This window comes from Yersinia sp. 2542 StPb PI (assembly GCF_048593855.1).
Taxonomy (GTDB): Bacteria; Pseudomonadota; Gammaproteobacteria; order Enterobacterales; family Enterobacteriaceae; genus Yersinia; species Yersinia enterocolitica_E.
On the sequence record NZ_JAZGQA010000032.1, the window covers coordinates 1 to 19779 of the forward strand.

The following is a 19779-nucleotide window of genomic DNA, read 5'->3' on the forward strand; positions in this document are numbered from 1 at the left end:
TCGTTGGCTGCCTTGCTGTAACCCCAATTACTTTGGGTATTACCCTTCTTACTTGACGTTACTACTGTGTTAGCGGCTCTCACTCGCCCGAATTACTGACAAGGGTCAGCTCATCGGGACTCATTCGTTGGCTGCCTTGCTGTAACCCCAATTACTTTGGGTATTACCCTTCTTACTTGACGTTACTACTGTGTTAGCGGCGCTCACTCGCCCGAATTACTGACAAGGGTCAACTCATCGGGACTCATTCGTTGGCTGCCTTGCTGTAATCAAATTATTTTGGGTAACAGCCTTATCTCTCGGCGTTGCAGGTAGGTACGGGTTCTGATTATTTTGGATATGAGCAGGAGTGGAGGGCTGAATACGAATTGCTATTTACTCAAGCGGCCCAATTGATGGGCCGCTTGTTAACTACTTAATCTGCTGATACTAACGCGCTGTTTTAACCTTATTAATTAAAACTCTTCGCTAGTTTCATCAGTCTCATCGGCAAATGCTGCTGTTGCTACAGGTTGTTCGCCGTTCCCACCGTTAAGTAGCATTTCACGCAGTTTTTTATCCAACTCTGCCGCAACCGCTGGGTTTTCTTTTAAATAGTTGCTGGCATTCGCTTTACCTTGACCAATTTTGTCGCCGTTGTAGCTATACCATGCACCTGCTTTCTCAATCAGTTTGTGTTTAACACCCAAATCAACGAGTTCGCCGTTAATATTGATGCCTTCACCGTACAGAATCTGGAATTCAGCTTGTTTAAATGGCGCTGCAATTTTATTTTTCACAACTTTAACGCGAGTTTCGCTACCAACAACCACATCGCCTTCTTTTACTGCGCCAATACGGCGAATATCCAAACGTACAGACGCGTAAAATTTAAGTGCGTTACCACCGGTGGTGGTTTCAGGGTTACCAAACATAACGCCGATCTTCATACGAATCTGGTTAATGAAGATCAGTAAGGTATTCGCATTCTTCAAGTTACCCGCCAGCTTACGCATAGCCTGGCTCATCATACGTGCCGCAAGGCCCATGTGAGAGTCACCGATTTCGCCTTCAATCTCGGCTTTAGGCGTCAATGCAGCAACCGAGTCAACGATGATAACGTCAACAGCACCAGAACGAGTCAATGCATCACAGATTTCCAATGCTTGCTCGCCAGTATCTGGCTGAGAACAAAGCAGGTTATCAATATCTACACCTAATTTTTTGGCATAAATTGGGTCAAGAGCATGCTCAGCATCGATAAATGCACAAGTCTTGCCTTCACGCTGTGCGGAAGCAATAACCTGTAACGTTAGCGTTGTTTTACCTGATGACTCAGGGCCATAAATCTCAACAATACGCCCCATTGGCAAGCCACCCGCCCCCAATGCGATATCAAGAGAAAGGGAACCGGTAGAGATGGTTTCAACATCCATTGAGCGGTCTTCGCCAAGGCGCATAATAGAGCCTTTACCGAATTGTTTTTCAATTTGGCCCAGTGCTGCTGCTAACGCCTTTTGTTTATTCTCATCAATAGCCATTTTTACTCCCTCTCTGGTATGCAGGGGTTACCCCTACCATTACCACTGAATGTTGTTTTATGCAGGAAATTACCGCTAATTATACTGTACAATCATACAGTATCAAGCCTATTTTTACAGAAAATCATCGAATAGTGTTTGTAGCGCGAAAACAGCCGCTTGCAGCCTTACCGCATCGCGATCACCGGGGAAAATCTGTTTGCATGCCAAAATCTGCCCTTCACGTGCCGCGAAAGCAAACCATACCGTACCAACCGGTTTATCCGCACTGCCACCATCAGGCCCGGCAATGCCACTAATAGATACCGCGAAGTCAGCATTCGCTTCTCTCAATGCTCCGAGCGCCATCTCTCGTACTACGGCTTCACTCACAGCACCATAATTTGCCAACGTGATTTCGTCCACACCGAGCAAATCGTGTTTGGCTGCATTACTGTATGTCACGAAACCACGGTCAAAGTACGCTGAACTCCCCGCAATATCAGTTAATGCTTTGGCCACCCAACCCCCTGTACAGGACTCAGCGCAGGTCACCCAGGCACCACGGGCCTTTAGCTTATTCCCGATTGCAATACTGAGCTGGCGTAATTGTTTCTCGCTCATTGTTGCCCCCTACTCTAATAAAATCTCCCGCCGCCGATAGTAGCACTTCTTTAGCCCGTAACGACAACCACTGTCAGTTATGCGAAACCTCTCGCAAGGAGGAATGAAAAAAAGCGCTTTCCCGTACAAAGCTTTACCTCACAGGCTTAGCTGTTAGTATCAAAAGGGCTGTTCGAATTTATCGGCAACGTAGGATGCGGCAAGTTGCATCAGGGGTACTGGATAGTTATCCGGGATGATGAACTAAGGACGAGATAGTGAAAAAAACGCTTAACGCCTTTTTCCCACTTTATAGTGCAACCGTTTTGATGTTGCTGGGTTCAGGCTTATTGACGACCTATATTTCGCTAAGGTTGACCGCCATCCATGTCTCAGGTGCATTAATTGGGGCAATTATTGCCGCAAATTATATTGGTCTGGTGATCGGTGGCAAGGTTGGCCATTTCCTGATTGCCCGCGTAGGCCATATTCGCGCTTATGTCGCCTGTGCCGGTATTATCACGGCAGCCGTGTTAAGCCATGGACTTACTGAATACATCCCCGCATGGGTAGTTCTGCGCTTGATTATTGGCCTCTGTATGATGTGTCAGTTTATGGTGCTGGAAAGTTGGCTCAATGATCAGGCAGCCTCTAATCAACGCGGTATCGTGTTTGGTGTTTATATGGCTGCAACCTATGCCGGTATGGCGTTAGGTCAGGTGGTATTAATGCTCCAACCTGAGTTGGGTTTGAGCACCCTGATGATTATTGCGCTATTTTTTGCCCTTTGCCTGGTGCCTGTAGCCCTGACAACGCGCAGTAATGCCCAACAAATGTCCCCAGCCCCTATGGAGCTGAAATTCTTTATCAGTTCAATTCCCAAAATACTGGCATCAACTTTGGTGATTGGCATGATTGTCGGCTCCTTCTATGGTCTGGCACCGGTCTATGCCAGCCTGCAATCGCTATCAACGCAGGAGACCGGTTTGTTTATGGCATTATCTATCTTTGCCGGTTTAGTGGCCCAACTTCCTCTCAGTTGGTTGTCCGATCGCTATAACCGCACGCTATTGATCCGTATTAACGCATTATTACTGGCATTAACTGCGCTGCCGCTGGCCCTGGTGCCCCATATCTCGTTCCATTTCTTACTGGGTCTGGGGTTTGTCGTCAGCATGTTGCAGTTCACCCTCTACCCACTGGTGGTCGCTCTGGCTAATGACCTGATTGCACCAGAGCGGCGTGTGTCACTGGCGGCATGCTTACTGATGTCATTTGGCGTTGGCGCCAGCATCGGGCCGCTTGCTGTAGGTGCCCTGATTCAGCCATTGGGTGGCAATATTCTGTATGCATTCTTCGTACTGTGTGGTGTGGGCCTGATAACACTGAGCAGAACGGTGAAACAAGATCAGGACGAATTTGTTAACGATGCCCCGGTTCCACATATGGCAATACCGGACAGTCTGGTCAGTTCCCCACTGTCACCAGCGCTGAACCCTAGTTTTGACGAGCAAATGATCCACGATGTTATGCCGCCTCCTGACCAACAAGAAGAAGCAGAAAAAACAGAGGAATCGTCTGCAACAGACACACCTAACGCCCCGTAACTCGGGGTCATAGGGGTATCAGTTTGTTTATACCGCCTCTCTGACGTTAAAATTCGGTACAGCTTGTTATTTATTCAGCTTTGAATAAAAATACCAACATCAGGTAATTAGCGGGACGGAACCATGTCGAGACAAGATGAGCAACGGTTGCTGGTGAAAATAGCCACGCTGTATTACAGCGAAGGTATGAAGCAATCTGAAATTGCTGACAGCCTGCATTTATCTCAATCTTTTGTCTCCCGAGCGATCACCCGCTGCGTTAAAGAAGGAGTGGTGAAAATCAGCGTGATTCAGCCTGCCAATATGTTTATTGGTATCGAATCACGGATTCAAAAACACTATGGAATCGATCAGGCCATTGTGGTGGATATTGCTGATGACGCCAACCCAGTCCAAATAAAGCAAGCTATTGGTTCTGCTGCTGCCCATTACATGCAAACCAGTATTCGCCCAAACGATATGGTGGGGATCTCTTCGTGGAGTAGCACTATCCGGGCGATGGTTGATAACCTTCATCCGCTTAACATCAAAACCAGCGGGGTTATCCAATTACTGGGAGGGGTTGGCCCCAATGGTAATGTGCAAGCCACCTTGTTAACTCAAGCATTAGCCAATATTTTAAATTGCCAGGCTTACTTGCTGCCCGCTCAAAGCATTGAACGTTCGACAGAAGACCGTGCACGCCTGATATCCAGTGGTGAAGTTGCCGATGTAGTGAATAAATTCGCCGAAGTTGATCTGGCATTGGTGGGAATTGGTGATCTGGAGCCATCACAGCTATTGAGAAACTCCGGTAACTATTATCACGAAGAGATGCTCAAGTTGCTGGCAGAGCGTGGCGCCGTGGGTGATTTATGTCTGCATTATTTTGATGCTGCTGGCGATGCGGTACTCAGCGATGAAGAAGATCCAGTGATTGGTATGTCGCTACCACAACTGCGCGCCTGCCCCCGAGTGGTAGCGCTGGCAGGAGGGGTAGGGAAAAGTGCTGCCATTCGTGGCGCACTGACGGGTAACTATGTTGATGTATTGATTACCGACAGATTAACCGCCGAAACCTTGCTTTAAAGCGACTGCGCTCGGTTAATAATCACCATAATGATTCGCCGCGCCCTCCCTGGTGCGGCATTTGATAACGTCATTGAAACTAAAGCGGCGACTTCCCATGCCAGTAACAATCAACTCCCAGATACTTACTGAATGCTTCTTGCAATACCTGAGCTGTCGCTGAATGGTTCATCGCCACATGGTGTTCGAAACCATTATTACAGATATGCGTAAGTAAGCTTTCCAGCTGTGGCACTTCCACTACCGCACGGCAACCCACGGTATCTAACTCGTCACTGACAGAACGGCCTTCACCGACATAAGCCCGAACCTGGCCGGTAAAATCATCAGAAGAGAGGCGGAAATAGGTCAATGGCCCGGATTTCATGCGGCCATGGACAGCACCACAGGTATTCTCGCAACCTACAGTTGTTCCGATAATATCAGCGGTGCCCATGGTTGAGCTTTCCAGACTTTCACTGGCAAAGTTGCCACAGTGGAATAACACACATTTATCACGCTCTGCGCCAAAGTTATTATTCCAGTCAGCAATTGAGGCCGGCGCCAGTGAGCAACTCGCCAGCGCATACATCGATAGTGCCCCCATGACATCCACTTCACAGGCACTTGGCATCAGTTGCCCGGACATCACGCTCATAATGGAACAGACGTTGATACCCAAATTCTGTTGCAGCGAGGTCCAGCACTGCATGGCGGTGGTATCGATATCGTTGGCGATAATCCATTCACTGATAACCACAAACAGTTTCGCCATTTTGTGTAACTTATCTTGTGGGATAGCACTGGTGTCACCGTTGGCTTTTAACAGCGCCAGTTTTTCACCAACACGAATATCGTTATCACTGAGATTAGCGACGCGGAAGAACACTTCGGATAAATCGAGCGTTTCAACAGTAATGCCCAAATTCTCCAATAACTTCTCGCTGTAGCGCACGGTATTAAAGTTAGTTGGACGAGCACCAATAGCCCCGACACGCACCCGTTTCATGGCATGCACCACACGGCACAGTTGTACAAATTGCTCGACGTCGTGGCTAAATATTTCGCTGTTTAGACTACAAACATGCTGCTTGGTCAATGTGAATGGAATGCCATATTGGCGCAGGTTGTTACATAACGAGATTTTGCCGCAGAAGCTGTCGCGACGCGTCGCTAGCCCCATTTTATCCAGCGCATCTTCTTCAGCCTGTACTAATACCGGTACTTTGAGGCCCGAAAGGCGAATAGCATCTGAGACACTTTTTTCATCACCAAAGTTGGGCAGAATCACTACTACACCATGGATCTCTTCGCTGTGCTTACGGAATAACTCGGCACACACGTTGGCATCACGCCAGTTTTCAACCCCCCCCAAGGGGGTTTGCTCTTCATTGAGCATAATGATGTTGATGCCCAGTCTATCAAACAGCGCCTGAGCATCACGGCGCGCGTCAGCCACCAGATAGCTTGGGAAAAACCCCCGGTTGCCGATAATCACCGCGAAAGTTAACTTACGAGGTATTGCTGACATATGCTTACTCCTAGTGTGGGTTATTTCGGCTGAAAACGCGCGCGCGCGATGGCCGTTTGCCAGAGGCTATAGTTATCTTGCATCTCCGCACTTTGAGCGCGCGGTTCGATGTATTCCACTTCACGGGGAAGTGCGGCTAATTGCTGGTTATCCTGCCACCAACCGAGGGTTTTCCCGCCTAAATATGCCGCTCCCAGTGCCGATACTTCGGCGGTATGGTTGCGTATCAACGTGCGCTGCAACAGGTCGGCTTGAAATTGCATCAACCAGCGGTTGCTGGTCGCTCCACCATCTACCCGCAGCCGTTCAAGACGATGGTTGCCAGCCCGCTCCATAGCAAAAAAGACGTCGGCTATTTGGTAGGCGACCGACTCTAACCCGGCGCGGGCTAATACCGCAGGGGTGGTAGCATCGGTCAAGCCGCAGAACAGACCACGAGCCTGGCTATCCCAATAAGGCGCCCCTAATCCCGAGAGGGCTGGAACAAAATAGACCCCCTGATTACCTGACTGACTTTGCGCCATCTCGGTCAAGTGCGCTAAATCCGTGATACCTAGCATGCGTGAAACCCACGCCACCCCCGAACCGGTATGCGTGATATTGCCTTCGAGGGCATAACGTAGTTCGCCGTCATGCCAGGCAATGGTGGTACTCAGACCATTGCTCTGTGTTACCGCCTGCTTCACGGTAGTCATCAGGGAAGAGCCGGTACCATAGGTCGCTTTGATTTCGCCCGCACGGTCACCGCCCTGCCCATAGAGCGCAGCGTGGGAGTCGCCGATTTGTGCCACAATCGGTACCCCCTGTGGCAAGCCAATAATGCCGGTATTACCGGTATGTCCGTGGATAGCCGCCGAGGGTAATACCGCAGGCAGACAAAGACTGGGAATACCAAATAGCGCCAGCAGGTCAGGATCCCATTGGCCGGAATGAATATTAAACAGTTGGGTACGGGCTGCATTGGAGAAATCGGTCGAGAAACTTTGGCCGCCACTGAGCTGCCAGGTTAGCCAGCAGTCGATGGTTCCGACGCACAGTTCACCGTGAGCCGCACGTTCCACACCACGTGGGATTTCTGCCAGCATGCCGTGAACCTTAGCGGCCGGAAACAGCGGATCAATCTGCAATCCAGTGCGTTCGGCAATCATTGCCGCCTCCGGTAACTGGCTCAGCGTTTGACAGAAAAGCTCTGAGCGCCGACATTGCCAACTCACCACTGGCGTCAGTGGTGTGCCGGTCTCCCGCTCCCAAATCAGCACCGACTCACGCTGGTTACTGATGGCAACACCGGCCACCCGCGCACCTGCCAACTGGTTCAGACAGCCTTCGATTGCCAAACAGACCGCCTGCCAGATAGCCAGCGGGTCCTGCTCTGCCCAACCGGGCCTTGGGTGATTCAGCAGAAGAGGCACTGAAGCCTTCGCCAGAATCTGCCCGGCAGTGTCCACTGCAATGGCTTTGGCATTGGTGGTGCCTTCATCAATAGCCAGAATAATCGGCGTTGACATGATTACTCTCCTCGGCAAAACCGCAGAGCACGCGCTACAATGCCTGCCGCATCAAAACCATGCCAGGCACGCATATCTGCCCTGTCGGCAGCAATCGCATAGCCGCCATCAGGAATACCTAATCTCACCAATGGGATCCCACTGCCCGCTTCGGCCAACACTTCAGCCACCAAACTGCCCACACCACCATTAATGTTGTGCTCTTCGATGGTAATCACCCGCTGACTCTTCTGGAGAATGGTTAACAGTTGCTGAGTATCACACGGACGAATAGAAGAAACGTTGACCACCGCAGCAGAAACGTTGTTATCCGCCAGTATCGCGGCAGCACTTACAGCCTCATGCACTGTAGAACCCATCGTTACCAGAGCAATATCCTGACCATCCTGCAAGACATCAATCTGCCCCGGGACAAAGCGGTAGTGCTCATCATGGAGTTGTGGCAAGGATTTGCCGTCCAGACGAATATAGACCGGTCCCTGATGGGCGATAGCATAATCAATTATTTGACGGCACTCTTGTGGGTCAGAGGGAGCATAAATTTCGATATTGCCAAAACCACGTAAGATAGAAATATCATCGATACAGTGATGAGTACTGGCCAGCGGCCCGTAACTGGCGCCAGAATTGAGACCGAACAACTTAACATTGCTATTGTTGTAGCAAACATCGATTTTTAGCTGCTCATTGGAGCGTGAAATCAGGAATGGCGCGGCATTACAGGTTACTGCAACTTTCCCGCCCATGGATAAGCCCACGGCTGTGCCGACCATCGCTTGTTCGGCAATACCTACGTTAACCACGCGATCAGGGAAGCGAGCAGTAAACGGCCCGATTTTCGCCGTCGAAGTGGAATCAGCCACCACCGGAACCAGATCAACACCGTTATCCACGGCTTTGATAAACTGCTCAACCATCACTGAGGCCAAATGTTCTGCATTACTCATCGCTCAATTCCTCCAGTGCCAGATCAATTTCAGCACCTTTCGGCACCCGATGGTGCCACTCCACGCGCCCTTGAATAAAGGAGATACCGGCACCTTTTTCGGTGTTGGCAATCACCACATTGGGTTTACCCTTGGGTTGTAATGCCTCCAATGTTTCCACTACCGATTGCATGTTATTACCCTGGCATTCCGTTACTTCTAAACCAAATGCACGCCATTTATCCGCCAACGGGTCGGTATTCATAATTGACTTGGTGGTGCCCGCCAGTTGGAGTTTGTTTTTATCGTTAATGATTATCAGATTGTCTAACTGATAGTGAGCAGCCACTAATGCCGCTTCCCAGTTACTGCCTTCGGCTAACTCACCGTCGCCGGTCAGAACAAATACTCGGCGTTGGCTGTTGGCGCGTTTTGCCGCTAATGCGATCCCGACGGCGACCGGCAAACCATGTCCTAACGCGCCGGTATTTAATTCGATCCCCGGCGTTTTGTGTTTTACCGGATGGCCCGGCAGATGAGAGTTAGCGTGTTGATAAGTTGCCAACCATTCCTCTGGGAAATAACCCGCTTCCGCCAGACAGCAGTAATAGCCGCCAACGGCATGGCCCTTAGATTGCACATAGATATCGCGCTCAGGATCAGTTAACCGGTCAGGTGCGCAATTAAGGATGCGGAAATAGAGTGCGGTCAGAATCTCTACCTGCGAAAGATCAGCACCGGTATGCCCCCCTGCGGGGCTGTTCGCATTAAGCAGGACGATCCGGCGGCGGATAGCCCGCGCCTTTCTCACCAGCTCATCGATTGACAGTGAATACGGATTCATGACATTACCTCTCTTATATTTTCCTTCGCCATTGAATTTTTACTCATTAGCGAATATTTATTCCTGATGGTGCTAAAAAATAGCTTTCATCAAGCCTGACCGGAAAGCCTCCTCCGGCGTTACCTCTTCAGTGTTCTGCGGCTTAGGGCAAGGTGTTACCCCATCAGCCCATTAGCCGTTATGGGTTCTTTATGCCTGCTCGCTTTTGCCCACTTGCGCAACTACGTTGGCTTTTTGCGACACAATTGCTGCTTTATGCTGCATACGGTTTTGCATCTGGTCGATAATCACAGCCACAATAATTACGATACCTTTAATAACCATTTGCCAGAATTCACTGACCCCCATCATCACCAGCCCGTCAGCCAAAATACCGATAACAAATGCGCCGATCAGTGTGCCGAGGATGGTGCCACGGCCACCGGCCAGAGAAGTTCCCCCCAATACCACGGCCGCTATCGCATTCATCTCAAAGCCGCTGCCGTTCGCAGGGTGGCTGGCCACCAATTGAGCGGAAACAATGATCCCGGCAATTGCCGCACAGAAACCGGAAATGGTGTAAACCCAAACTTTGACCTGCCGGACTTTAACGCCAGACAGTTCGGCGGCTCTCTCGTTATCACCGATAGCGTAGACATGGCGACCAAAAGGTAGGCGACGCGCTACATAGGCAATCACCAGAGCCAAAATGAACATGATCCAGATGGCGATCGGCAAACCCAGTAACGTGCCAGACCCCAGTAGATCAAAACCGGTATTTCCGAGTTGTGGATTGCCCTGTAAGCCTGGGAAGGTTTCACCGCCAGAAATCAGCATCGCCGCACCACGAACCACATACATGGTACCGAGGGTGCAGATAAACGGCGCGACGTTATAGCGGGTTATAATCCAACCATTGACCGCGCCAATCAGTGCACCGATGACCAATACCACCGGGACTACCACCCAAACACTGGGGAAAATGGCAATACCAAACATCGGTAATACAATACCTTGGGTGATCATCCAGCCTGCGATCATGCCGCACAGCCCCAAGGTTGCCCCGATAGAGAGGTCAATCCCTGCGGTGATAATGACAAACGTGATGCCCAGTGCGAGGAAGGCATTGATAGCGATATGCTTCACCATAATGATCAAGCTGCCCGTCGCCAGAAAGCCCGGAACCATCACGGAGAAGAAACCAAGAATCAAAAACAGGGCAATAAAAGTGCGCATCTTGAGCAGAAGCAGCAGCATATTTTCCCGTGACCACGACGCGCCACCGGGCCGGTGACTCGCCAACGCAGTGCCAGTTGTTGCTTTCATCATTCGAACCCTTGTGCGCTTGCCGTAACCAATGCCGATTCACTGGCCGACTGACGGGATAAGTTCGCGGTCAGCTTGCCATTCGACATCACCAGTATGCGGTCAGATACCGCCATGATCTCTTTCAGATCAGAGGTTGAGAACAAAATACCAATCCCCTGCTCAGAGAGTTTCACCATCATTTCAAACACATCAGCTTTCGCCCCGACATCAATGCCTCGCGTTGGCTCATCCAACAGCAAAATGTTTGGACTGGTCAGTAATGAGCGCCCTATCACCACTTTTTGCTGATTACCGCCACTGAGAGCCTGAATCTCTACTTCCGGTGAAGAGACTTTGATCGACAAATCCCCGATAACCGACGCCACCACTTGTGACTCACTCTCTTGCCAGATAGTGAAGCTGTGTTTTAACCGACGCCATAAGCTGGAAATGGTCAGATTATTGGCCACCGATGACACAGGGAAAATACCGGTTTTTTTACGGTCTTCCGGTACCAGACTCATTCCCAGACGAATGCGCTCTGCGGTTGAGGTTTTGGCATTAATCGACGTGCCATTGAGCCGGATAGTACCAAGATAGCTCTGCTGCGTGCCCAGCAGACATTCAAACAATTCGGTACGACCTGCCCCCATCAACCCATAGATGCCGACAATTTCACCCGCCCGCACTTGCAATGAGACCTGATTCACTACCGTGTTGCCGGATTCATTGATTAACGTGACGTTATCAACCTCCATCATCGGCGCACCGAATGTGCGGTCCGGGTGAAGAAAACTGGAAACCGGGTCACTGCCCAGCATTTCACGCACAATCCACGGTACATCAATATCTTTTACCGCAGCTTCAGCCTGAAAACGGCCATCACGCAAAATCGTGATGTAGTCACCAATCGCCATCAACTCTTCCAAACGATGTGAGATGTAGACGATGGAAACACCCTGTCGCGTCAGTTCGCGAATAACCCGAAACAAGATATCAACTTCGGTTTTACTCAACGCCGACGTCGGCTCATCCAGAATCAGAATATCCGCCTGTTCTGCCAGTGCCTTGGCGATTTCAATTAATTGCTGCTGGCCTACTTTCAGGTTTGACACCATCTCTTTCGGCGAAATAACCTGATCAAGACGCACCATTAACTGTTCAGCAATCAGCTCCTGCGCCGCCTGATTAATGGGTTTCAAGCCTTGCTGAATCTCACGCCCCAGAAAGATGTTTTCCGCAACATTGAGGTTTTCCGACAGGTTCAGCTCCTGATGAACCATGCCAATACCCAGCGCCGCCGCCTCACGAGTATTGGCAATACTCACCGCGTTACCATTCAGGTAGATTTGGCCGGATGTTTGTTGCTGTACCCCAGCCAAGATCTTCATTAAGGTAGATTTTCCGGCGCCATTTTCGCCGATAATCACATTCACTTTGCCGCGATAAACGTTATAACTGACGGCATCTAGCGCCAATGTGCCAGGAAAACGCATTGAAATGTCCTCAGCACGCATGACGATGTCAGGTCTGTGATCCATTAGTGGCTCTCCTTATTCAAACTGAGCGGCACACCATTGCTCAGACCGGTAGGGGTGAGTGTCACCGCTGCCAATACCTCGACTTGCTGCCCGACCCAACTGGCATCGGGTTTTGCCACATCCTGCAAAGCACGCTTGCTTAATGCTTTAGAGAGCTGGGCGTATTGCACCTGATTTTTAAAATCTTCGAAGCGGACAAACGTTGATGCATCACGAATGGCATTACCTTTGACGATTGGCCCCACTTGCAGCACTTGTTCATCACCGTCAATGGCCAAACGAATCAACCCTTCCCGCCCTTCTGTGTCTACCGCCACCACTTTGCCGTTAAAACGAACAAAACGACTTTGGCTATTTTTCCCTGCTGCTGGCTGACTTTGTTGCTGCTTTACCTGCTGCCAACTGAGCGCATTGCTATTGGCAAACGGCATAACTTTACTCACCCAAATGGTGGAGGCGACTTTATCCGGTGGCTGGTTATAGTCACTGACCACCGCGTTAGGATCGACTGGCAGAATCGGTTTACCGTTTTCATCCAAATCAACCACGGTACAAGCCACCAGCACCGTACTGATAACCAACAAACCGCCTGCTTTCGATAAGGCACTGAACCACATACTGCCTCCTGTCAGGAGGGGCGATTACGCCCCTCATTCTTAAACCATGGTTTTAATAACCGGTGATTATAAGATGGGTGTTTCAGTCGCGATTATTGTTTCAGTGCAAAGACATTCAGATTCTTGGCATTGTTTTCATCAATCAATACGCAATCCATCAGTTGCTTTTCTTCCAACCCGGTTTTGCCGGTTTTCAGATATTTATCAGCCTGCACCACCGCCATCTGAGCTTGTGCCCAACCCGGCTGTAATACAGTGGCTTTGATATTGCCTTTGTTGATGATCGAGTCGCGAACATAGTCACTGCCGTCAAAGCCGACGACAATGACATCATTGCGCCCCGCAGCTTTCAATGCCGCTTCTGCACCGAGTGCCATGGTGTCGTTGCCGGAAATCACCCCAGTGATATCTGGGTTAGCCTGCAAAATGGACTCCATACGGTTGAATGCTTCAGTCTGGCTCCAGTTTGCAGTCTGTTGGGCAACCATCTTCATGTCGCTATGTTCGTCAATCACGTCGTGATAACCCTGTGAACGAACATGAGCATTGGTATCGGACTCACGGCCAAGCAATTCAACATATTTGCCTTTGCCACCCATCAACGTAACGAATTTCTCAGCGCCCAGTTGTGCACCCTGATAATTGTTCGACACGATTTGCGATACTGCGATTCCAGTTTCATTGATTTCACGGTCAATCAGGAAAGTCGGAATACCGGCCGCTTTGGCTTTTTTCAATGGCCCGATAGTGGCATCCGATCCGGCGTTATCCAGAATGATCGCTTTAGCCTTACGAGCAATGGCAGTTTCCAGCAGTTGGTTTTGTTTGTTCACATCATCATCATGAGAAGCCACCAGTACGGTGTATCCCAGTTCCGTTGCTTTGGCTTTAGCACCTTCCGCCTCCGCTTTAAAGAACGGGTTATCGTGGGATGGGGTGATAATGGCGATCAGGCCGTTACTGGCGGCACCAGCAACACCCGCCATTGAGATCAATGCTGCGGTAAGACAGGATTTCAGTAGGGTATTTTTCATTATTTTTCTCCGCATTGAATATATATTCACTATTAAATTTATATTCAACGTAATAATACAAACGCCCCGCAGCTTGTCCAATGTGAGTGCAAGGAAAGTAGAAGCCGGTCACAAATTAGTCGACACGGATAGAGAGATAGCTCGGATAAAAGCCGCTTAGATAAGAATGTAACAGTACAAAAAACGGATTGATTATTTCACTCGAATGTATAAAATTTTATACAGACATCAAGGAGTGATGAATGATTGGAAAAATAATCGATTGGCGTGGTAGTTCACTTGAGGATCTGAAGGCTTTCCCAGAAAGTGCTTGTGCGGTAGCGGGGAAGCAACTACGCAATATCCAGCATGGTATCGAACCTAATGATTCCAAACCTATAAATGATTGGGGAGCGGGGGTTATTGAAATACGGTTAGATGATAATTCCAAAGCTTATCGTGTTGTTTATATTGCCAAATTCGAAGATAAAATTTACGTATTACACAGTTTCCAAAAAAAATCGCAAAGAACCAGTCAGAAAGACGTCAATATTATTAAGGTTCGTTATAAAGAAGTTATTCATGAGCGGAGAACAAAAAATGATAGATAAAATTGACACAGCATCACGTCACATCACTACCGCTGGAGACAATATTTTTACTGATTTAGGCTTTACTGATGACAAAGCAACTCAATTGTTAGCGGAGTCAAATGCAGAAATTGAACAGGCTTTAGCAATGAAAAAAGCGCTCATGACATCTATTGCCAATTGGATTAAATCAGAAGGAATACGGCAAGTGGACGCAGCCACATTATTACATGTGTCGCGTCCGAGAGTTTCCGATGTTGTTAATCAAAAAACTGAAAAATTCACTCTTGATTCTCTGATTAGTATGGCTGGCAATATTGGCAAAAAAGTGACACTCGTTATTGAATAAATAAATTCTGAGTCAGCGATATAACTCAATCACCGCAGGCGTCACCTGTAATTCGTGTTGCCAGTGGGTCAACGTCAGGGTCGTTAACTCAGCCAGCCCCTGATAAAACGGGTGTCCGGCATCAGATTGCAGCAAGGCGAGGTAACGATACCCCCACGGCAACAGGTGTTCTGCCAGTAAAACTGGTAAATCCGCTGGTTGATGTTCTGCCAGCCAGGCGGCCATCATCAGCAATAAGCCGAAATGATCCTCTGGCTCTTGCTGCTCCAGTGTCACCTCCACTTGCTGCTGCGCCATCCAATCACGCAGTTTGAGCGTCGAGTCGCCAAACAGGACATTTTCTTTATCCAGATAAACCGATCCCCACGGGGGAGCGGGCAGTGCATATGGGCCAATAAACAGCCGCTGCCAAGCCTCTTCCAGGGTTTCATCTGACTTGTCTTGCACCAATAAAGCGGCAATGGGCATTAGTTGAGTTTCCAGGCCATAAGGCCACTGGGCTACCCACTCATCACTGCTGAGTTGCGCCACAATATCACTGCACGCCGGACTGTCCGGTTCACAATAAAACAGCGCACCCAATACGTGGCCAGTCAGCGCAATTTGTTGATAAGTCATATTGTTTCCAACCATTTCGTTACCTCAGAAGCGCGATCAATTCGCCATCAAACGGGTGAAGCATTGCGAGCAAAGCCAGGTTGGGCGTAAACCCAGCAGGGCTTTGCTCAGTCGCCATCAAGCTATCATTTAACCGCCGATTGCCATTCCGACCGTCATATGCAACCCGTAAAACACGCCACGGCCAATTAGCTCACCCGCAAAGATAAGCAGCATAGCGAAGATCATGCCGAGCGTCATCGGTGTGCGGCCTCTGATTAACGGACAAATCCAGCAACCCAGCCCCAGAACCAGTAACACCAAACGCCATACCATCAGGGTGCCATAGTGGGGAATAAGCTCTGAGGCTTGCTGTACCGAGCTGTAAATCGTCGACAAACTGGCCGCCTGCATAATGACACTGGCAATACTGATAATCAGTGCCAATACACTGATCATCGGTAGTTGCAGCATCATTCGCCCATTAATCCCGGCCAGTTGTAACAACAGATAACCCAACATCGGGCCGCCAATCAAGGTGGTAAGAACAAAACCTAGCGGGGTATAGAGGTTGTCCCAAGTGGGAACAGTATCAATGGAATAGACTCGACACATGGCATAGACAAATACGACGCCCAGCACCATGGCGACCACTAGCCAGACTTTGCCGAGTACCGCAGGCATTTTACCCAATACGGCCAACAACCAGTAAAAACCTGCCACCGCAAAGAACAGCGAACCGGCGGCTATTTCATTACTGAGCGCCGACTCGCCAATGCGGCTTAATGAATTGAATGCTCGCATTGGCGAACCTAAATGCAGTGTCGAGGCGATAAAAGCCAGTGCCATCAGCACCCACAGTACCAACATGCTGCGGTGAATCCGCTGTTGCTGGTCGTGACTCAAACCACCGAATATCAGCGCCAGTCCCAGCACAATAAAGCCTCCGACCACGCACTGCCCCAGTACCGTAAAGACCATTAGAGGCCATTCATGCCATCCCATGCCCATATTATACCTCCTTCGGATTTGCCAGATGACCGGTGGTATCTCTGACCGGACGGCTGTTGGCATTAGGTTTCACTACGATATTCGGCAGCGTGAAATGGGCTGCTGGCAATGGTGCGACTTCGGCCAAATCACCGTATTTCTCGCGTAATTCATCAATAGGGGCCATATCCAGCGCCCGCAGTGGGCAAGAATCGACACAAATCGGTTTCTTACCGGCAGCGACTCTTTCATAGCAGCCGTCACACTTGGTCATATGCCCTTTTGCTTCGTCATATTGCGGCGCACCGTATGGGCATGCCATATGGCAATAGCGGCAACCGATGCAAATGTCTTCGTTTACCACAACGAAACCATCATCACGCTTATGCATTGCGCCACTCGGACATACTTTGGTACAGGCGGGATCACTACAGTGATTACAGGCGATAGAGAGATAGTAAGCGAACACATTTTGGTGCCATGCGCCGTTATCTTGCTGCCAATCCCCACCGGCATATTCGTAGATACGCCGGAAGCTAACATCGGTGGATAAGTTTTTGAAATCCTTGCAGGCCAACTCGCAAGTTTTGCACCCAGTGCAGCGGCTGGAGTCGATGTAAAAACCATATTGCGTTGTCATCAGTCAGCTCCTTATGCCTTGGTAACTTGAACGAGGTTGGTATGGGATGGATTCCCTTTCGCCAACGGAGAAGGTCGCTGAGTGGTCAATACGTTAATACTGCCCGCGCGATCAATACGTTTCTCATCCGGGCTATACCATGCCCCCTCACCCAGTGCCACAACCCCTGGCATCATGCGCGGTGTGACTTTGGCGTTAATCTGAACTTCGCCCCGGCCATTGAAAATACGCACCATATCGCCATTTTTGATCTCTCGCTCGCGGGCATCCATTGGGTTAATCCACATTTCCTGACGGCAGGACGCTTTTAAAACATCGACGTTGCCGTAGGTGGAGTGGGTTCTGGCTTTGTAGTGGAAACCCGTTAACTGTAATGGATACTGCTGATTGAGCGGGTCATCGTAGCTTTCAAAACCTGCGGCATAGACCGGCAGCGGATCGATAACATCGTCTTGTTGCAGTTCCCACGTGGCGGCAATCTGTGCCAGTTCGGCAGAGTAAATCTCAATTTTGCCCGATGGTGTGGTCAACGGATTGGCAATAGGGTCTGCGCGGAACGCTTTATAGGCAACATGATGCCCCGCCGGATCGCGTTTTTTAAAGATACCCTGTTCGCGGAACGCCTCAAAAGAAGGCAGTTCAGGAATGGCCTGTTGCGATTGTTGGTAGAGATGACGCAACCACTCTTCTTGCGTGCGCCCTTCGGTAAATTGCTGCTCCACCCCCATGCGTTTTGCCAGTTCTGTGGTCATTTCATAGATGTTTTTGCATTCAAAACGCGGTTTGATGACTTGATCGGCAAAAATCACATACGCCATATTGCCGCTGGAAGCGTCAAGGCAGAAGTCCATCTGCTCAGAGGCGGTACAGTCAGGCAGGATGATATCGGCGTATTTGGCTGACGAGGTCATGTGATTATCGATAACCACCACCATTTCACATTTTTTATCATCTTGCAGAATGTCGTGGGTACGGTTGATTTCTGAATGCTGATTAATCAAACAGTTACTGGCGTAATTCCAGATAAACTTGATCGGTACATCCAGCTTATCTTTACCGCGCACACCATCACGGGTAGCGGTCATTTCTGGCCCGCGTTCAATCGCGTCAGTCCACAGGAACATCGAGATACTGGTTTTAACTGGGTTTTCCAGTGTTGGCATGCGGACAAACGGCAAACCGTAAGAGCCTTCGCGGGCACCAGAATTACCGCCATTAATGCCAACGTTACCGGTCAGGATAGCCAACATGGCAATGGCCCGACTGGTATTTTCGCCGTTGGAATGGCGCTGCGGCCCCCACCCTTGCGCAATATAAGCCGGTTTCACCGACCCTATTTCACGCCCCAGTTTAATGATTCTTGCGGCTGGAATACCGGTGATGGCTTGCGCCCATTGTGGTGTTTTGGCGGTTTCATCTGCGCCCTGCCCTAAAATATAGGCTTTGTAGTGGCTATTTTTTGGCGCATCTGCCGGCAGGGTTTTCTCATCGTAACCGACACAATATTTATCGAGGAACGGTTGATCGACCAGATTCTCGCTAATCATCACATAGGCCAAGGCCGATGCCAGTGCCGCATCGGTACCGGGCCGCAGCGGGATCCATTCATCTTCTCGACCTGCTGCGGTATCGGTATAGCGTGGGTCAATCACTATCATCTTGGCATCGGATTTCTCCCGTGCCTGCTCCAGATAGTAGGTGACCCCACCACCACTCATGCGCGTTTCAGCCGGATTGTTACCAAACAGCACCACCAGCTTGCTGTTTTCGATATCGGACGGGCTGTTGCCATCAGCCCAGCCACCATAAGTGTAATTCAGGCCAGCAGCGATTTGCGCAGTACTGTAGTCACCATAATGATTAAGGTAGCCACCACAGCAATTCATCAGCCGCGCCAATAGCGTCGCTCCCGGTGGCCATGAGCGGGTCATGGTGCCACCTAAGGTGCCGGTGCCGTAATTCAGATAGATAGCTTCGTTACCATATTCTTTAATGATGCTTTGCATGCTGCCCGCAAGGGTGTCGAATGCCTCTTCCCATGAGATGCGCTTGAATTTGCCTTCCCCACGTGCGCCAATACGCTTCATTGGGTATTTCAGACGGTCAGGGTTGTATACCCGGCGGCGCATGGAGCGGCCACGCAAACAGGCACGCACCTGATGCAAGCCATCAAAATCATCATTGCCAGTGTTGTCGGTTTCGACATATTTGATTTCGCCATCAACGACATGCATACGTAGCGGGCAGCGGCTACCGCAGTTGACAGTACAAGCACTCCAGATCACTTTGTCATTATTGAGCGGATTTATTGCCGATTGCACCGCGCGGGCGGCGCGGGAGAACGGGAGCGAAAAGGCTCCGGTTGCCATGGCAAGACTGCCGATAAGCGTCGTTTGGACCAGTTTTCGGCGCGTGACTTCTGCCGTTAATAGCCGGGATTCGTTGGTCTCTTTCATAAGATTCCCACTTGGTTGCATTCCAGAAAATGGACAACATCCGTGATAGATGAAATCCGATTAATTCAAAAAAATGAGTAATTCTGCGGGAGAGGTTGTGTCATGAATGAGAGCGCAGTGGCCCAGCTACAGCA

18 protein-coding genes are annotated in these 19779 nt (G+C 49.8%); 4 read left to right on the forward strand and 14 right to left on the reverse strand.

All coding sequences use genetic code 11. The annotated features are described in order from the left end of the window. Positions 1-455: 455 nt before the first annotated feature. Both recA and pncC read right to left on the reverse strand, forming a co-directional pair. Complete coding sequence (gene recA, locus V1952_RS06325) at positions 456-1520, reverse strand: recombinase RecA (protein ID WP_083160250.1); 1065 nt, start codon at positions 1518-1520, stop codon at positions 456-458. 114 nt (positions 1521-1634) lie between these two features. After that, complete coding sequence (pncC, locus tag V1952_RS06330; RefSeq protein WP_083160252.1) at positions 1635-2123, reverse strand: nicotinamide-nucleotide amidase; 489 nt, start codon at positions 2121-2123, stop codon at positions 1635-1637. A gap of 257 nt (positions 2124-2380) precedes the next feature. Here pncC and V1952_RS06335 point away from each other — a divergent pair, with 257 nt between their 5' ends. Both V1952_RS06335 and V1952_RS06340 read left to right on the forward strand, forming a co-directional pair. After that, on the forward strand, positions 2381-3709 hold the full coding sequence (locus tag V1952_RS06335; RefSeq protein ID WP_372558113.1) for an MFS transporter: 1329 nt from the start codon (positions 2381-2383) through the stop codon (positions 3707-3709). Positions 3710-3832: 123 nt separating this feature from the next. Further along, positions 3833-4777 carry a sugar-binding transcriptional regulator gene (locus V1952_RS06340; RefSeq protein ID WP_420074472.1) on the forward strand — a complete coding sequence of 315 codons (945 nt, stop codon included), beginning with the start codon at positions 3833-3835 and terminating at the stop codon, positions 4775-4777. A 79-nt stretch (positions 4778-4856) separates the two neighbouring features. On the opposite strand, the gene V1952_RS06345 is transcribed toward V1952_RS06340, so the two are convergent. The 8 genes from V1952_RS06345 to V1952_RS06380 form a co-directional block, all read right to left on the reverse strand. Beyond that, the gene (locus tag V1952_RS06345; RefSeq protein WP_372558112.1) at positions 4857-6287 is read right to left on the reverse strand and encodes an L-fucose/L-arabinose isomerase family protein; all 1431 of its coding nucleotides are present in this window, start codon (positions 6285-6287) and stop codon (positions 4857-4859) included. A 20-nt stretch (positions 6288-6307) separates the two neighbouring features. Beyond that, positions 6308-7795, reverse strand: a complete 1488-nt coding sequence (locus V1952_RS06350; protein WP_420074473.1) for an FGGY family carbohydrate kinase — start codon at positions 7793-7795, stop codon at positions 6308-6310. A 2-nt stretch (positions 7796-7797) separates the two neighbouring features. Next, positions 7798-8742, reverse strand: coding sequence for a transketolase family protein (locus V1952_RS06355; protein WP_420074474.1), 945 nt, complete (start codon positions 8740-8742; stop codon positions 7798-7800). Then, a complete protein-coding gene (locus V1952_RS06360) occupies positions 8735-9565 on the reverse strand; it encodes a transketolase (RefSeq protein ID WP_372558109.1) in 831 nt (276 codons plus the stop codon). Before V1952_RS06360 ends, V1952_RS06355 begins: the two co-directional genes overlap by 8 nt. A 189-nt stretch (positions 9566-9754) precedes the next feature. Beyond that, positions 9755-10870, reverse strand: a complete 1116-nt coding sequence (locus V1952_RS06365; protein ID WP_372559834.1) for an ABC transporter permease — start codon at positions 10868-10870, stop codon at positions 9755-9757. Next, positions 10870-12393 carry a sugar ABC transporter ATP-binding protein gene (locus V1952_RS06370; protein ID WP_083160267.1) on the reverse strand — a complete coding sequence of 508 codons (1524 nt, stop codon included), beginning with the start codon at positions 12391-12393 and terminating at the stop codon, positions 10870-10872. The genes V1952_RS06365 and V1952_RS06370 overlap by 1 nt, the downstream gene beginning before the upstream one ends. Further along, positions 12393-13010, reverse strand: coding sequence for a DUF2291 family protein (locus V1952_RS06375; protein WP_420074475.1), 618 nt, complete (start codon positions 13008-13010; stop codon positions 12393-12395). Before V1952_RS06375 ends, V1952_RS06370 begins: the two co-directional genes overlap by 1 nt. Before the next feature lie 92 nt (positions 13011-13102). Next, positions 13103-14044 carry a D-ribose ABC transporter substrate-binding protein gene (locus V1952_RS06380; RefSeq protein ID WP_050086418.1) on the reverse strand — a complete coding sequence of 314 codons (942 nt, stop codon included), beginning with the start codon at positions 14042-14044 and terminating at the stop codon, positions 13103-13105. Positions 14045-14286: 242 nt separating this feature from the next. Here V1952_RS06380 and V1952_RS06385 point away from each other — a divergent pair, with 242 nt between their 5' ends. Both V1952_RS06385 and V1952_RS06390 read left to right on the forward strand, forming a co-directional pair. Continuing rightward, positions 14287-14634 (forward strand): type II toxin-antitoxin system RelE/ParE family toxin, encoded by a 348-nt coding sequence (locus tag V1952_RS06385; RefSeq protein ID WP_420074476.1) that lies wholly within the window; start codon positions 14287-14289, stop codon positions 14632-14634. After that, the gene (locus V1952_RS06390) at positions 14624-14962 is read left to right on the forward strand and encodes a helix-turn-helix domain-containing protein (protein ID WP_372559833.1); all 339 of its coding nucleotides are present in this window, start codon (positions 14624-14626) and stop codon (positions 14960-14962) included. The genes V1952_RS06385 and V1952_RS06390 overlap by 11 nt, the downstream gene beginning before the upstream one ends. 12 nt (positions 14963-14974) lie before the next feature. On the opposite strand, the gene dmsD is transcribed toward V1952_RS06390, so the two are convergent. The 4 genes from dmsD to dmsA form a co-directional block, all read right to left on the reverse strand. After that, a complete protein-coding gene (dmsD, locus tag V1952_RS06395; protein ID WP_372559832.1) occupies positions 14975-15580 on the reverse strand; it encodes a Tat proofreading chaperone DmsD in 606 nt (201 codons plus the stop codon). Between the two features lie 129 nt (positions 15581-15709). Continuing rightward, complete coding sequence (locus V1952_RS06400; RefSeq protein ID WP_420074477.1) at positions 15710-16570, reverse strand: dimethyl sulfoxide reductase anchor subunit family protein; 861 nt, start codon at positions 16568-16570, stop codon at positions 15710-15712. Position 16571: 1 nt separating this feature from the next. Next, positions 16572-17189, reverse strand: a complete 618-nt coding sequence (locus V1952_RS06405; protein WP_005181957.1) for a DMSO/selenate family reductase complex B subunit — start codon at positions 17187-17189, stop codon at positions 16572-16574. A gap of 11 nt (positions 17190-17200) precedes the next feature. Then, positions 17201-19645, reverse strand: a complete 2445-nt coding sequence (gene dmsA / locus V1952_RS06410; RefSeq protein ID WP_420074478.1) for a dimethylsulfoxide reductase subunit A — start codon at positions 19643-19645, stop codon at positions 17201-17203. Positions 19646-19779 lie beyond the last annotated feature (134 nt).

Bases quoted from the DNA above. Each gene is read 5' to 3' on its own strand.
- V1952_RS06375 (WP_420074475.1), bottom strand. From the start codon at position 13,010: ATGTGGTTCAGTGCCTTATCGAAAGCAGGCGGTTTGTTGGTTATCAGT.
- V1952_RS06400 (WP_420074477.1), bottom strand. From the start codon at position 16,570: ATGGGCATGGGATGGCATGAATGGCCTCTAATGGTCTTTACGGTACTG.
- V1952_RS06355 (WP_420074474.1), bottom strand. From the start codon at position 8,742: ATGAGTAATGCAGAACATTTGGCCTCAGTGATGGTTGAGCAGTTTATC.
- recA (WP_083160250.1), bottom strand. From the start codon at position 1,520: ATGGCTATTGATGAGAATAAACAAAAGGCGTTAGCAGCAGCACTGGGC.
- V1952_RS06405 (WP_005181957.1), bottom strand. From the start codon at position 17,189: ATGACAACGCAATATGGTTTTTACATCGACTCCAGCCGCTGCACTGGG.
- dmsA (WP_420074478.1), bottom strand. From the start codon at position 19,645: ATGAAAGAGACCAACGAATCCCGGCTATTAACGGCAGAAGTCACGCGC.
- V1952_RS06340 (WP_420074472.1), top strand. From the start codon at position 3,833: ATGTCGAGACAAGATGAGCAACGGTTGCTGGTGAAAATAGCCACGCTG.
- V1952_RS06345 (WP_372558112.1), bottom strand. From the start codon at position 6,287: ATGTCAGCAATACCTCGTAAGTTAACTTTCGCGGTGATTATCGGCAAC.
- V1952_RS06390 (WP_372559833.1), top strand. From the start codon at position 14,624: ATGATAGATAAAATTGACACAGCATCACGTCACATCACTACCGCTGGA.
- V1952_RS06380 (WP_050086418.1), bottom strand. From the start codon at position 14,044: ATGAAAAATACCCTACTGAAATCCTGTCTTACCGCAGCATTGATCTCA.
- V1952_RS06365 (WP_372559834.1), bottom strand. From the start codon at position 10,870: ATGAAAGCAACAACTGGCACTGCGTTGGCGAGTCACCGGCCCGGTGGC.
- V1952_RS06350 (WP_420074473.1), bottom strand. From the start codon at position 7,795: ATGTCAACGCCGATTATTCTGGCTATTGATGAAGGCACCACCAATGCC.
- pncC (WP_083160252.1), bottom strand. From the start codon at position 2,123: ATGAGCGAGAAACAATTACGCCAGCTCAGTATTGCAATCGGGAATAAG.
- dmsD (WP_372559832.1), bottom strand. From the start codon at position 15,580: ATGACTTATCAACAAATTGCGCTGACTGGCCACGTATTGGGTGCGCTG.
- V1952_RS06385 (WP_420074476.1), top strand. From the start codon at position 14,287: ATGATTGGAAAAATAATCGATTGGCGTGGTAGTTCACTTGAGGATCTG.
- V1952_RS06370 (WP_083160267.1), bottom strand. From the start codon at position 12,393: ATGGATCACAGACCTGACATCGTCATGCGTGCTGAGGACATTTCAATG.
- V1952_RS06360 (WP_372558109.1), bottom strand. From the start codon at position 9,565: ATGAATCCGTATTCACTGTCAATCGATGAGCTGGTGAGAAAGGCGCGG.